At 61.8% G+C, this 14268-nt stretch carries 11 protein-coding genes; 9 read left to right on the top strand and 2 right to left on the bottom strand.

What is annotated here, in order from left to right:
- Nucleotides 1–77: 77 nt before the first annotated feature.
- Complete coding sequence (locus tag KPG66_RS16210) at nt 78–428, bottom strand: superinfection immunity protein (protein WP_049786584.1); 351 nt, start codon at nt 426–428, stop codon at nt 78–80.
- Nucleotides 429–622: 194 nt separating this feature from the next.
- Between KPG66_RS16210 and KPG66_RS16215 the strand changes: the two genes are divergently transcribed.
- From KPG66_RS16215 to KPG66_RS18130, 3 genes are all read left to right on the top strand, one after another.
- Nucleotides 623–2452 (top strand): ArnT family glycosyltransferase, encoded by a 1830-nt coding sequence (locus KPG66_RS16215; protein ID WP_237071490.1) that lies wholly within the window; start codon nt 623–625, stop codon nt 2450–2452.
- A 176-nt stretch (nt 2453–2628) separates the two neighbouring features.
- The gene (locus KPG66_RS16220; RefSeq protein ID WP_237071491.1) at nt 2629–3990 is read left to right on the top strand and encodes an F-box protein; all 1362 of its coding nucleotides are present in this window, start codon (nt 2629–2631) and stop codon (nt 3988–3990) included.
- Between the two features lie 109 nt (nt 3991–4099).
- Nucleotides 4100–4291, top strand: a complete 192-nt coding sequence (locus KPG66_RS18130) for a glutathione S-transferase N-terminal domain-containing protein (protein WP_232509387.1) — start codon at nt 4100–4102, stop codon at nt 4289–4291.
- On the opposite strand, the gene KPG66_RS16230 is transcribed toward KPG66_RS18130, so the two are convergent.
- Nucleotides 4259–5998, bottom strand: coding sequence for an acetoin dehydrogenase E1 component beta-subunit (locus KPG66_RS16230; RefSeq protein ID WP_237071493.1), 1740 nt, complete (start codon nt 5996–5998; stop codon nt 4259–4261). The two genes, KPG66_RS18130 and KPG66_RS16230, sit on opposite strands and share 33 nt — an antisense overlap.
- 727 nt (nt 5999–6725) lie before the next feature.
- Here KPG66_RS16230 and KPG66_RS16235 point away from each other — a divergent pair.
- From KPG66_RS16235 to KPG66_RS16260, 6 genes are all read left to right on the top strand, one after another.
- A complete protein-coding gene (locus KPG66_RS16235) occupies nt 6726–8480 on the top strand; it encodes a hydrogenase maturation protein (RefSeq protein ID WP_049786558.1) in 1755 nt (584 codons plus the stop codon).
- Between the two features lie 804 nt (nt 8481–9284).
- On the top strand, nt 9285–10526 hold the full coding sequence (locus KPG66_RS16240) for an acyltransferase family protein (RefSeq protein ID WP_041754896.1): 1242 nt from the start codon (nt 9285–9287) through the stop codon (nt 10524–10526).
- Nucleotides 10527–10686: 160 nt separating this feature from the next.
- Nucleotides 10687–10938: an acyl carrier protein gene (locus tag KPG66_RS16245; protein ID WP_041754897.1), complete on the top strand. Its 252-nt coding sequence runs from the start codon at nt 10687–10689 to the stop codon at nt 10936–10938.
- Nucleotides 10935–12188: an acyl-CoA dehydrogenase family protein gene (locus tag KPG66_RS16250; protein WP_237071494.1), complete on the top strand. Its 1254-nt coding sequence runs from the start codon at nt 10935–10937 to the stop codon at nt 12186–12188. Before KPG66_RS16245 ends, KPG66_RS16250 begins: the two co-directional genes overlap by 4 nt.
- A complete protein-coding gene (locus KPG66_RS16255) occupies nt 12188–13153 on the top strand; it encodes an amino acid--[acyl-carrier-protein] ligase (RefSeq protein ID WP_237071495.1) in 966 nt (321 codons plus the stop codon). The genes KPG66_RS16250 and KPG66_RS16255 overlap by 1 nt, the downstream gene beginning before the upstream one ends.
- Before the next feature lie 59 nt (nt 13154–13212).
- Entirely contained in the window at nt 13213–14259 is a 1047-nt protein-coding gene (locus KPG66_RS16260) for a DUF1839 family protein (RefSeq protein ID WP_237071583.1), read from the top strand.
- The last annotated feature ends 9 nt before the right edge of the window (nt 14260–14268 follow it).

Genomic DNA, 14268 nt, shown 5'->3' on the forward strand with positions numbered 1-14268 from the left:
CATCTGTCCATAGCGCTTGACCGCCAACCGAACATCGCCAACGTAAAACCGCACCATGCGGCCAGCGCGCCGGCTTTTTAGAATTCACCGCGTCGCGCCCGTGCCCGCGCCGCCTTAATATCCGCTTCCCGTTGCGCGTCGCGCGCATCCGTGCGCCGAGCGCGCTGCGTCAAGCTGTTCGACAACATGCGCATGGTCAAAGTGCGCCGCCGCACCGTCAACTCGCCGGCATCGAGCGCACGCGCGACCGGCCCAAGCGCCCAGTGCAGCGCAAGCAGCCATCCGAGAACCGTCCACCCCAGGCAGACATTGAACAGAGCCAGCATCAACGTGTCCGGCCGCTTGCGCCGGTCAGCCACGATCGACGGTGCAAAATACAACAGCAACGCCGCCAGTGCCTGGATGAGTTGAATGATTGTGATCCTCATGATCGACACTATAGTCGAGCCTGCCCCGTGCCGCAGCACGAAGACCGGCGATGCCTGGTGCCGAACGCCCAAGCCGCGACGACCAGGCGTGCGATTCGCAATTCGACAAACCGACAGGGCGACTTGCTGTATGCTCGTCGCTCCCGCCGGTCAACCTGGCCGTCGAAACGGGCAGTACCATCTCACAACGCTGTATGAAGTCCAAGCCAATTCGCCCGCCGCAGCAGGCGGCTCCCGGCACGCCTCCAGGCGCGCCAACGCCGGATGCGCTGTCGGCCACCGGCCCATGGGCCGCGCGCGCCCTCGCGCTGCGCCGCACTGTGCTTATCGTACTCGCCGCCCTGCTGTACCTGCTGCCCGGCATACTTGGCCACGCGCCGTGGAAGCAAGACGAAACCTATTCGTTCGGCATGATTCAATCGTTTCTGCACGGCAAGGACTGGATCGTCCCCCTCAACGCCGGGCAGCCGTTCATGGAAAAGCCGCCGCTGTACTACTGGGTCGCGGCGCTGGTAGCCGGGAGCCTGTCGCGATGGCTGCCGCTGCATGACGGCGCCCGGCTCACGACGGTACTGTGCGGCGCCGTCACGCTGCTGGTGTTGGCGGCGTGGAGCCGCCTGCGCGCGCGCGACAACGGTCATACCGGCGGCGCGGCCGCGCCTGAGTGCCGCGATCCATGGCAAGCGACGCTCATCACACTGTCGCTGTTCAGCGGCACCCTAATCATGGTCAAGCACGCACACGACTTATTCACGGACGTCGCACTGGTGACCGGGACCGTCTGCGCACTGTACGGCTTGTACCGGATCGCGCTGCGCATGCAAGCCGATCACGGCGCAGCGTTCGCCGACGTGGCATGGTTCGGCATCGGCACTGGCATCGCGCAGATGACCAAGGGACTGTTCATTCCCGGGGTGCTAGCGCTGACCGCGGCTGTATTACCGGCGCTCACGCCCGCGTGCCGCTCGCGCCGCTACGTCGCGGCGGTCGTGGCCGCGGTGGGGCTAAGCATGCCGTTTTTTCTCATCTGGCCAGCACTGCTCGCCCATCGCTCGCCTGAGCTGTTCGTCGCTTGGTTCTGGGACAACAACGTGGGCCGCTTTCTGGGTTTCTCGGTGGATCGGCTGGGCTCCGATAACGATCATGCGGTGGTGCTGCGCGCGCTGCTGATCGGCGCGATTCCGAGCGGTCCGCTGGCCCTGTACGCGCTCGCGCGTGGCGGCTGGCGCAAGATCACCGAACCGGCGACCAGCATTGCGCTGATTTTCTGCGTGTTCGGCATCGGACTGCTGAGTCTATCGGCGACCGCACGGGTACTGTATCTGCTACCGTTCGTGGCTCCACTCGCCGTGCTCGGCGCGGATGGCGTGGCACAATTGCCCGCCGCGTTGCGACGCGGATGGAGCACGCTGAGCCTCGTGCTATTTACCGCGTTCGGCGCGTTGGCCTGGTTCGTTTGGGCGGTGATGATGCGGCCGATCGCCGCACACGGCGCCGCCCGATGGTTGCAAAAGTGGCTACCGCTGGACTACGTGGTTCCGTTCCAGCCGCCAGCGGTGGCGATAGCCATTGCGTTGTGCGTCGCCTGGTTCGCCGCGTGCCGATATGCACGACGGCTCGGACCCGCCCAAGCGCCATTTGTCTGGTGCGCCGGCGTGACGCTCGCCTGGGGGCTTGTCTTCACGTTGCTGCTGCCGTGGCTGGACCGCGCAAAGAGCTATACGCCGGTATTCGAGCAACTGGCCACGTCGCTTCATGCCGACTGGCGCAGCGGCGACTGCATGGTCAGCGTCGGCCTTGGCGAATCGCAAGCACCGATGCTCGAATACGTGACCGGCATCGTGCATCGGCCGGTGCCGCCCGACGCGGCTGCATCGAGCGCCTGCCGCTGGCTGATCGTGCAGGATGATATGTTGATGCCGGACGCAGGCTACGAAGGCTGGAAGCGCGTGTGGCAAGGCGCACGCCAAGGCGATACACATGAGCGCCTGCGCGTGTTCGTGCGCGACGACACGCGGTCGTAAGCACACAAGCCAGGGCACGAACACGCGCAGCCCACACCGAGAATGTAATCAGTAGACCGTAACATGGCTAGATTGATACGCAATAAGAAAAAATCTGTCCTGTCCCCGTACATTGTTGGCATACAATCTGACCCATTGCTTTCACCCAACGTGGATCGCAACCAACTGACCCGCCGATGGATCTCGACATCAACGACGCTTTGAATGCCGTCAAGTCCGCCGTTTATGCAACCGACGGCCGATACTCCGTCCAAGCCGCTGCCGCGCCCCCGCGGCCCGCGCGCACCGACCACGTCGTTTGTAGCACTGCATTGCCCGCGCCAGCAAGCCGAACCACCTATGACGACCTGCCGCCGGAGGTAATCCAGCAAATCGCGTCGCACCTGTCATACGACGATATCGCGCAGCTTTCCGCGCTGAACCAACGCTCCTATCGGATACTGCGCGAACGACGACTGGCGTGGCACAGCTGCCAACAAATCGACACGGTCGTGGATCTCGCGTCGCTGCAACAGTTGCTCGACCAAACGCAAGATATCCAGTTCGAGCCCAGCCTGCGCCTGGACTCCATCGTGGCACTCTGGTACCGGCTGCCACGGCTGCCGGCCGCCGAACAGCCGGAGGCCTTCAAGCGTCTGTTCCGCGCGGCAGACGGAATCCCTGGACATGGCCATGTCGTCCAACAAGCCATGATCATATCGATTGTCCAATACGCACCGCAGCAGCGCGTGGAATTATTCGACTTCGCGCAGGCGATTGCCGAGCAACATCGGAACGGCCATCAGAGCCTGTGGGCGTCGCTTGCCTCGACGCTGTCGTGCCTGCCATTGTGGCCATCGCAATTCGCGGCGCGGTATCAAGCGCTATTGGGCCGCCTGCCCTCGCTTGGCCAGACACAACAGGCCGAACTCATCGCCGTGTTAGCGAAGCAACTGTCCGCATTGCGAGACGGCAACCACGGCGCGGCCCTCGACGTGTCAACGGAATACGGAATATTGCAGGACTGGACACGGCGCCTGCCACCCTCGCTTCAAGGCGCGCCAGTCGGCGCATTGGCCGCAGCCGTGAGCGAACTGTCCGATGCACAACGCCCGTTTCGCTACGCAGACATGCAGCAGTTGGCGTTGAGGCTGCCCTCCGACCAGTTGATGATCGCACTGCAACCACTGCTGCTGGGGCTAGCCACCCTGCCCACGGCGCGGCACGCCCACGAGCTATCGACGCTGGAGTCCACGCTGTTGCGCGCGTCACCCCCGGTGCGCATACAAGCGGTCCACCAGCTGATCGAAACCACGCCCCGGCTGCACGGCACACTGTCGTGGCAGATTTGGCAGCGTGCGCTGCGTTTGCTCGATGGCGGTGGCACGGACGGCGTCGATGCGCTGAAAGTGCTGGAGGCGGCACGGCGCGACGGCGTGATCAACATGCTGGGCAAAGGCCAGCGGGAGGATGCCGTGATGGAGACAATGGACTTTATTCAACGCAACCACCTCACCAAGCAGGCGAGCGCAGCCCTGCTTGCCTGTCTCATGCCGTGACCGCGAAATCCAATGGCAGCCGACAACAAAGTGTCGAATTGGAGTGGCCCGCTGCCATCATCGCGCGATACAAAACCGATAACCGGCGCGTCAGATGTAACCGCTCGGCGTGCTGGATTCACCTTCCGTTCGCCGCATCGCCATCACGCTGAAACACTTGGGTCTGCCGTTCGAGTACCGGCCAATAGATGACATTGTATCGTCAGGTCATCGCTGTATGGCAGCGTGTGCGTTCTCGCACACGCTGCCTACGCGCACCGTTGGGCGGTTATTTCTCGGGCGAGGCCGGCGGCGTCGGTAGGTTATGCCAACGCTGCGCGGCGAGTTCTGGCACGACGCGGATCGGCGTCAGCCTCGAGCCCCGTCTGCGCGCATCGCCGTGATTGGATGCCGTCGACTCCGATACGCTGGCCCGCGGCAAATTGGACGCGCCGTCGTCCTGCGCGAAAACATTGTCGATCGAATGGCGTCTTGTAAGATGGCCCGTCGCGTCCATCTGCAGACAATTTTCAGCTTCCTGCAGCAGTGCAAAGGACAACTTGCACGCTCGTTCTAGGCACTCGTCCTCTGACAGATCTTCCGCAAACGGACTGCTTAGCTGATCGATCCAATCGCGGTTCAACTGGCTCGGCGTCGATATCCCGCTCTCCTCGTACTGTTCGGACACGCTGTCCGCCAGAGGGTCGCGCGTTGTGTCCTCCATCATGCCCAGCTCCAGGCCGCCATCGCGCTCTTGCAGCCATGCACCGGATCGTTCGGTCATCCGACTTGGCTTCTCGTTGTGTGACAAACCGTCAACGGCCGCATCGTCGCGCGACGCATAAAGCCACCGGAGGCCTATCCGGAGTCGCATCCGCGATACGTCGTCCAGGTAAAACAAGTCGCGCCGTGAATCGCCCTCCGGAAAACCGCGATAGCTTTCCACCTTGATCCGATTGGCAAGCGCGGGAGGCGCATTCAGGCGACTGAGTTCAGACGAAAACGCCTGCTTCTGGACGTCCGAACCGTATGCGATGAACAGACGAGGCGCGTCGCCTGCCGGCACCGCTTCGACCAGTCGATTAGCCGACCATGGCGATGCCTCACTGCGCTGAACCCAAAACGGCTCATTGGCGCACCGCCGGACATCGTCAGCGCCGCTGTACGGCGACCGCGTCAGACGATCGAACTCGGCAGGCAAATGACGCGCGACGTCAAAACCAAGATCGTCATCCAGGTGTATAAGCCATTGCACGCCTAATTCCCAGGATATCTCCACAGGCGGCTCCCGATGTTCGGCACGCCCATCCGACCCCAAGGTCGGCGAGATAAACGCCATGCCGGCGAACCCGTGAGGCCTTGTCTTCAATAAATCGATCGCATGATCGGCCACGCGTGCACCGTGAGTGACCAGGTACACGGGCGAGCCACGCCTCTGATTCGTATCCAGATAGGTATCGATGAAATGCATGGCCGCCCTCCCCGCCTGAAGGTTGCCCCAAAAATCGCCATGACAGCCCGATTGGGTAGGATGGACAAAAACCAGATCGGACACGTCAAGCAACGTAGAGAGGTTGTCATATCGATCCCAGTTTCCTTGGCCCGAAAGCTCTCCGACGATAGGACCGACCGATGCCAGCAACAGATAGCCGGTGGAACGCAGCGGATCATCTCGAACGCTGTCACCGAAAAAGAATGTGATGGGGCGGGACGAGGGCTCCACATCGCGTTGGGTATAGGCTACATAGACGATCTGGGCATCGTCGGGTGCGCCCTCGATAGGGACCATGCCGGCGGTTGCCGCTAAATCTAATGTTTCATCACCGTGCTGCATTTGATGATACGCCGCGACGGGCATCGAAAGCGACCTTTCGGACGGCACCGAAACCGGCTTCTTGGACAGCACCGAAGCATGAAGGGCGGTCGCGGTCCGCGTATCGGGCTGACCGCCACCTATGGCGTCGCCGACACCAGACTCGCCTCCCCCACCACCACACGCAGTCATAGACAGCGCCACAGCAATCGCCATTGCGCTGGAGCAAGCTCGGCTCGGCTTAATCAACCGACGAAGACATTTATTTAATTCCATTTTCATGATGGTCACCATTTTAAGTGGATAACAGCAGCCCTCCGACGAATCGGATAACCTTTAAAAAAGACCGATGGTCTTCGATTAAATGTTAGACGCGGAGCAATAGCGCTGCCTCGGCACCGGCGTGCACGTCAACTCATTTGCTGGTTGAACTGCATGTAATGCAATTGAAAGTATGAGGCGCGAAACGTATCATGCGCGAAGCGCCAAGTAAAGATCAATAAAGAAACAATCGTTGCTTATATAACGATTCGGGCGAAATATATGAACCAATGAAGTCACGCACACCGTTTTTATTGGTATAGTACAAAATGGATTAGTGTGTTTTGGATTGCTAACTCATCAGACAATACTGACTAATTTACCGCGACATCACGGTAGCCGGCATGGTGTACCTATCCCGCAGCCTGTGCCTCTAATGCTGAGGCAGTTCGGTCGGGAGCGGCCCGGCATATTTTTCCTGGCATCCAGCATTGCCGGTCGATAGTTCCGAAAGCGAATTTTCTTTGCTCAGGCGCCACATAGCGCTGTTTCAACGCCCATCACTTCGCATCCCAGTTGCTTTTTTCGGCATCCCCGTCGTCGCGCGAGGTGGGATTGCTACGCTGCACGCTGTATTCGCGTTTTCTGATTGCTCGATATCGCAACACTATCTGGGGGGCGCTTGGATATTCTGCTGTTTGCCTCAGCCTATAACGGCATGGTCCAGCGTGTTCATCGCGAACTCGTTACACTGGAGCATCGCGTCTGCATTGAATTGTCGCCGGACCCGGACACGATGCTGGCTCGCGCCAAACAGGTCGATCCGGACTTGATCATCTGCCCATTCCTAAAGCATCGCATTCCCGACACGGTATGGCGCGCCTGGCCGTGCCTGGTCGTCCATCCGGGAATCGAGGGCGATCGGGGGCCGTCCGCGTTGGATTGGGCGATTACCCACCAGCAATCCGAATGGGGCGTTACCCTGCTGCAAGCCAACGCCGAAATGGACGGTGGCGATGTGTGGGGAACGCACCAGTTTGCGATGCGCAGGGCCAGCAAAGGCAGCATCTATCGACGTGATGTCATACCCGGCGCGGTGAAGCTCATTCGGCAGGCATTGGCCGATTTCGCAGATCCTCGGTTCCGTGCGCGTGCGCAAGACTACGCTCGCCCGTCGGTCAAGGGCCGTCCCCACGTGCTGATGCGACAGGATGCACGCCGCATCGATTGGAGCACAGATGACACTGATACGATCGTCAACCGCATTCATGCGGCCGACGGCTTCCCCGGCGTGCGTGACGAGATCCATGGCCAGCCGGTGTATCTGTTCGGTGCGGTGGCAGATACAGGCATCGCACATGAGGCTACGCCGGGTGCGTGGCTGGGTCAGCGGCACGGCGCGGTGTGCCGCGCCACGCGGGACGGTGCCGTATGGATCAAGCAGATGAAGGCGGGGGGCCGCGGACCAGGCTCCGACATCAAGCTTCCGTCGATGCTGGCGCTGCGCGCCGCGTTCGATGGCGCAGCCTGGCTCGAGCAGTTGCCCGAGCTGGATTCGCCTGCTGTCGAAGATATTCGCATCCACGTCGAACATCGGGTAGCATACGTCGAATTCGACTTCCACAACGGCGCGATGAGCACCAGCCAATGCACGCGCCTGACTCATGCGCTTGACGCGCTCAGTCGGCGCCACGACGTGCGCGTGATCGTCTTGATGGGAGGCAACGATTTTTGGAGCAACGGCATCCATTTGCATTGCATCGAGGCCTCGCCGGATCCAGCCGGCGAGTCGTGGCGCAACATCAATGCGATAAACGATTTGGTGCGCACTATCTTGCTGACCGAACGCAAGATCACGATCGCTGCGCTGCGCAACAACGCCGGCGCCGGCGGCGCCATCATGCCGCTGGCATGCGACTTCGTGCTAGCTCGCCGCGGCGTCGTGCTCAATCCGCACTACCAAACGATGGGCTTGTACGGCTCCGAGTACTGGACTTACCTACTGCCGCGTCGCACCGGCGCCGCACGGGCGAAGGCCCTGGTTGACGCCTGCTTGCCAGTGGTGGCAGACGAAGCGCTGGACATGAACCTCGTCGACCACGTGCTACCAGAGGATTGGACTGAATATCACGCTTTGCTGTTGCGCCATTGCCAGACGATCGCGCAAGACGAACGGTTCTCGACGTATCTGAACATTAAGGCGCGCGTGCGAAGCATGGACGAGCGGCGCAAGCCGCTGCAGGCCTATCGGGACGAGGAATTGCAGCGGATGAAAGCCGCATTCGACGATCCGGGTGCCAGCTACCACGCACTGCGCCACCAATTCGTTCACAAAATCCCGTGTGCGGCAACGCCGCCCCACTTGCGCGGCGACGTCGGCATGCGGCAGTCGCACGATACGCAGCGCCGACGGGAGCCGTCGCCCGTTCAAGCGTAACAGCAGGCCGGCACGGATCCAACGGCGGCGCCGGCGGCCGGCACGCGCAGGCTGCGCTACAGCTGGCCCGCGCTATCAGCGTCTTGTTCATCACAGACGGCCGTCACCGTGCGATTGCGACCCATCGCCTTGGGTCAGGTACAGCGCCGCGTCGGCTCGGGCCTTTAGGGTAGCCAGCGTATCGGCATCGCACCGCTCGTCAAGACCGACGCTGAAGGTACACGCGATTTCACCACTGGACCCGTGCAATGTCGATGCAGCGGCCGTGGCCCGCACCCGGTCCGTGAGCTACATCGCCTCGGCCTTAGTTGTGAACGGAAAAGCATCGCGAATTCTTCGCCATGGGTCCAGGTCAACGCGCGTTGTAGCATGCTGCATTGTGGCTTGGCGCACAGGCCGAAGTCCGCCCAGCCCGTAAGCTGCCAGCATGCGTAACCTGTTTCGTCCGTTGGCCATCCTGTTGGCCGTGATGATGTCATTGCATGGCATTGCGTACGCGTTCGAGTTTACACCCGGCGCGACGCCGGCGGTGCGCACCCACGGCGCACGCGTTGCCGCGAGCGAGACAGCATACGCGACGCAAGCGACGGCCCAGCCGCAGCGAGCACACGACAGCGACCGCTGCGGCTGCCCCCACGGACGGCTGTGCTGCGTCGACGCGGCTCGATCATGGGCGCCCGCGCCCGGCCATGCCGGGTGTGGGCGGTCCAATGCTGGCCACGACGGCCCGCCACGCCACGCATCACGTCGTCGCTCGCCTACGTCGGACGTAACTGCATAACCGCGACACGCGGGGGTAACGGAATGAAAAAAACCTTCGATGGACTGGATCTGCTCCGGTTCTTATTGGCCGTCTACTTGACGCTCTACCATACCGTCTACGTGACCCGTTACGGCGCAGCGTTGCCCTATCGCGCATGGCTGGGACTGGGCGGATTCGCCACCAGCAGTTTCTTCCTGCTGTCGGGCTTCATTCTCGCGCACGTTTACCTGGGCCAGCAGCCGGGCGTGCTGCGCGGCGGCGCCAAGCGCTTCTTCATCAACCGATTGACCAATCTCTATCCCGTCCACTGGATATCGCTGGCGCTGTTCCTGACGGTCGGGGTGGCAGGTGTCAACCCGCTCAACCGCTTTTCGTTGATGACACTGGACAGACAAGCCGGCGGATTTGAGTACCTAGACAGCATGACCACGTTGGCAATCATCGTCGCGACGGTATGGATGCTCCAAGCATGGCAACCGCTATACGAGGCCATCAACCCGCCGTCCTGGTCACTGTCCGCGCTGCTGTTCTTCTACGCGTGCTTTCCATGGCTTGCGCCCCGGTTGCTTTCACTGCGCCGGCCAGGACTCGCCTGGGCCATGTTGTGGCTCGGCTATCTGACGCTGCCCGTGGTATTCGCAATGCAGCACTGGTATGCACCGGCCTCGGTCGGCTTCCTCTATACCAATCCGCTGGTGCGCCTGCCCGAGTTTGCCGCCGGTATCCTGCTCTACGGCCTGTACCGCGAGCGCAGTGTCGACTGGCTCTGCGCGACACCCGCCCGTCGCGCCGCCACGCTCGCTTTCGTCGCGCTGTCCTTCATCGGCGGCGTTAAGGCGCTCGAGCATGGCGGATTTGGCTGGCAGTACATCGTCCATAACGGCGCGTTGCTGCCGTCCCAGGCCGCACTGATCCTAGTGTGTGCTCACGTCACAATGCCCGCAGCGGCCGCGCGGCTCGCCACCCGGCTCGGCAACGCAGCGCTGTCGCTATTCGCCATTCATTTGCCGTTGTTTCTCATTTTCACCAAGCTGGGAAAATTGCTCGCGATCGGCATGGACCCGCTGCAATGCGTGCAGCAGTTCACGGCATGTGTCAAAGCATCACGCGACGTCGTGCCGTCGATGGCGCTTTACCCAGCCTACCTGATCGGCACCGTGATTGCAGCAGTCGTGTTCCAGGAGCGGATCGTCGTGCCGCTGCGCAACGCATTGCGCAGCCGGCTGTCGCGCGAGCCGCTCCAGCATCGCGCCGCCGGTCCTTCAGGCGGGCAGGCCGGGTAATTCATCCCGCTCGCTTCGCGCTGGTGGAGACGCCAGCGTTTTGTCGGGTGCCGCACAGATCTCGCGGGGTCGGACTGGTCTACTAGCTTCGCGCACGGGGAGTGCCGCCGCCGGGATTTAAACCACCCGAGCCGGAAAATGATTGATACCGGAGCATCCAATGAAAAATGAATTAAGACAGATCATCCAGGAAGTCGCTCATCTGGAATTATCCGTTGATCGCCTTTCCGACAGTGACGATCTCTACGAAGCAGGTTTGTCGTCGCTGAACACGATTCAATTGATGCTTGCGATCGAAAAACACTTCAACATCGAAATTCCCGACCGCATGCTGAATCGCCATCTGTTCCAGAGCATCGATTCACTGGCTGAGGCCGTCTCGCAATTGCAGCGCGACGTGCAATCCGCATGAGCGCAATTCAATCCGCCAACGGTGGTGAGCCGGTGCACACCATTGCATTGTCTGAACTTGACGCGCGCCCGCCAGACGCCGACGAGCACGCGTTAGACAAAGCCGCGACCGCGGTAGCGCAGATCGCGGCGCGTTTCGCCGATGCCGTGGACCGCGAAGCCAGGTTCCCGAGCGAAGCCATCGACGCCATGCGCGAGCATAGGTTGCTCGGCGCGATGGTGCCCGTCGAGTTGGGCGGCATGGGCGCGTCGCTGGCGGCCGTCGCTTCAGCATGCCGCATTCTCGGCCACGCGTGTTCATCCGCCGCGATGATCTATGCGATGCACCAGATCGAAGTGATTTGCGTATTGGAACACGCGATGTCGGTGCCGTGGCATCGCGGATTTCTCCGGCAGGTTGCCGAGCATGAGTGGCTGCTGGCATCCGCGACGTCCGAAGATGGCGTGGGCGGCAATCTGCGCAACAGCCGCTGCGCGATCGAGCCCGACGGCGACGGTGCGTTCACATTGCACAAGCTCACCCCAACGATCTCTTACGGCGCCTATGCCGATGCCATACTGGCGACCGCCCGGCGCTCGCCGGACGCGCCGGCCGCGGAGCAAGTGCTCGTGACGATCCTGAAAGACGACACGACCCTGACTCGCCGCAGCGGATGGGATACGTTCGGCATGCGGGGCACGTGCAGCGAAGGCTTCGTGCTCAAGTCGCGCGGCCGCCAGGAACAGGTCTTCCCCGCACCGTTCGGCGAGATCGCTGAGCGCACGATGGTGCCGGCCTCTCACATCCTGTGGTCGTCGCTGTGGACCGGCATCGCCAGCGACGCGTTTTCCCGCGCGCATCGCTACTTCCGCACGCAGGCACAAGACAAGCCGACCGGCACATCGCCCGCCGGTAGCCGAATCGCCGAAGCGCTCGGCCTGCTGCAAGCCATGCAGGGACGCATCGACAGCGCGCTGCACGTCCACGCGCGCGCCGGCACCTCGGCCACGCGCTCGTGGTCCGAAACAATGGCCGACGCGGCTCAAATCAACACGCTCAAGACTTACGTGTCCATCACCGCGCTACAGGTCGTGATGCATGCGGTGATGATCTGCGGCATGGCGGCGTACAAGAACGGCACGCCATTTACGCTGAGCCGGCACATTCGCGATCTGTATTCTGCACCTCTTATGATTAATAACGACCGTATCGATGCCAATACGGCCAGCCTATTGCTCGCGCAACGGCCCGCTTCGTTGGAGAGAGAATAATGGTCGATGTCACGTTGCAAAACCCGCCGGCGCACGCGGCCGACATCGATGACTGGCACAGCGTAAACGCACTACGCGATGCACTTGTGAACGCGGGCCTGTTAATCCCGATGGGCGTGCAAGGCCTGTATGGCAGAAGCGAAGTGTTCGAGAACGTGATCGAGGCCATTAATGCATTGGTTACGCGCCTGGGTGCCGATCAACATGCCGAGGTACTGCGCTTTCCGCCCGCGATGAATCGGACCGATTTTGAGCACAGCGAATACCTGAAGGGATTTCCGCAGCTCGCCGGGACGGTTCATAGTTTTTGCGGCTCGGAGCACGAGCATCAACGTGTGCTGCAATGCCTGGACCGGGGCGAGGACTGGACCGAATTTCAAAAGCCGACCTACGTGGTCATGACACCGGCGGCATGCTATCCCGCCTATCCGGTCATCGCGCGGCGCGGCGCGCTGCCACCGCAGGGCAGGACGCTGGATCTGTTTTCGTATTGCTTCCGCCACGAGCCGTCGCTGGACGCCACCCGGATGCAACTGTTTCGCATGCGCGAGTATGTGCGCCTGGGTACGCCAAATCAGATCCTGGCATTTCGCACCGAGTGGATCGAGCGCGGCAAGCGGATGATGGCGCTGCTGGCGCTACCGCACGAAGTCGACCTGGCCAACGACCCCTTCTTTGGCCGCGGCGGCCGCATTGCCGCGTCGAGCCAGCGTGAGCAGAACTTGAAATTCGAAATGCTGGTGCCGATCGAGAGTGACACCCGACTCACTGCCTGCCTGAGCTTCAATTACCACATGGACCACTTCGGCCTGCTGTGGGGCATCAAGACGAGCGATGCCGACGTCGCGCATACCGGTTGCGTGGGTTTCGGCATGGAACGCCTCGCGCTCGGACTGTTCAAGCATCACGGATTCGATGTGCAGGCTTGGCCGGAACCGGTACGCAACGCGCTGTGGAGAAGCTAATGAGTGACGTCGTCTCGCCAATGGCCGTGTCGGACGCACTCACACGGCTGGCATCGCCGATGAAGTTGCCGCGCGACCCGGCGAACTATTGCCCGCACGCGCTGCATAACTCGACCATGGTCTGGAAGCAGACCAATTGCTACGTTGACCTATGGATCGAGCTGTTGTCGCAATGGGACTTTGAGCCCCATGCCATGCTGCCCTTCACCGTCACACAGGACTTTGAGGGAGATCAGTTCACCTTCTTCAAGGTGCCGTTGGAAGACTTAGAGCGGCTGTACGGGATTGTCGTGCAAGAGCACGCCATCTTCGAGCCACTGCCGTACCACATCGATCAGCAGGTCCGGCGCGGCAACGTGATGCTGGTTGAGGTTGACGCGTGGCATTTGCCCGACACCCGTGGCCTCAGTTATCACCGCGAGCACACGAAGACGACCATCGGCATCGACGCGATCGACTTGCAAGCCGGCGAAATCGGCTATTTCCATAACGCCGGATATTATCGGGCCGCAGGCGACGACTATCGTGGGCTGTTCAGCATCGGCTCCAGTGCGTCGCTAGTGCCCTACGTCGAATGCGCGAAGCGGCGCTTCGAGCCGTTGCGCGGCCCGGCGCTGCATGAAGCCGTGCTCTCATTGCTGGCGCGGCACTTTAAGCGCCGTCCCGCCAGTAGCCCGATCGCCGCGTTCCGGGCTGCGCTGGCCAAAGACGCTGCAGTCATCGCATCGCGCTCGCTCTCATACTTCCATTCGTATTCGTTCAACACGTTGCGTCAACTCGGTGCAAACTTCGAGCTACTGGGCCGCTGCCTGCGATGGCTCGGTGCACCCAATGCGAACGGTACCGACGGCACCGGAGCCTTTTCTGCTTGCGTAGCCGCCTGCGACACCATCGCCTCGGAGGCGATGGTGCTCGAATTCCGGCTCGCCAGGGCGTGCGCGCGACGCAACGAGGACCGCTGTGAAAGTACGCTGGAAATCATCGAGCACGCGTACGAATCGTTGATTGACGAACTGGGCGTGCGGTTGGGCGGCAATGACGTACTGCCACGGCTGCAACGCGACTCGAACGCGGCCCGCCCCGACACCCCATCACCGCTGCAATGAACCCGCAGC

Source organism: Mycetohabitans sp. B2, assembly GCF_021733735.1.
GTDB classification, from domain to species: Bacteria; Pseudomonadota; Gammaproteobacteria; order Burkholderiales; family Burkholderiaceae; genus Mycetohabitans; species Mycetohabitans rhizoxinica.

Coding starts and splice junctions, on each gene's coding strand:
- KPG66_RS16215 (WP_237071490.1), top strand. CDS start 623: ATGAAGTCCAAGCCAATTCGCCCGCCGCAGCAGGCGGCTCCCGGCACG.
- KPG66_RS16255 (WP_237071495.1), top strand. CDS start 12,188: ATGGTCGATGTCACGTTGCAAAACCCGCCGGCGCACGCGGCCGACATC.
- KPG66_RS16240 (WP_041754896.1), top strand. CDS start 9,285: ATGAAAAAAACCTTCGATGGACTGGATCTGCTCCGGTTCTTATTGGCC.
- KPG66_RS16210 (WP_049786584.1), bottom strand. CDS start 428: ATGAGGATCACAATCATTCAACTCATCCAGGCACTGGCGGCGTTGCTG.
- KPG66_RS16220 (WP_237071491.1), top strand. CDS start 2,629: ATGGATCTCGACATCAACGACGCTTTGAATGCCGTCAAGTCCGCCGTT.
- KPG66_RS16260 (WP_237071583.1), top strand. CDS start 13,213: ATGAAGTTGCCGCGCGACCCGGCGAACTATTGCCCGCACGCGCTGCAT.
- KPG66_RS16230 (WP_237071493.1), bottom strand. CDS start 5,998: ATGGCGATTGCTGTGGCGCTGTCTATGACTGCGTGTGGTGGTGGGGGA.
- KPG66_RS16245 (WP_041754897.1), top strand. CDS start 10,687: ATGAAAAATGAATTAAGACAGATCATCCAGGAAGTCGCTCATCTGGAA.
- KPG66_RS16250 (WP_237071494.1), top strand. CDS start 10,935: ATGAGCGCAATTCAATCCGCCAACGGTGGTGAGCCGGTGCACACCATT.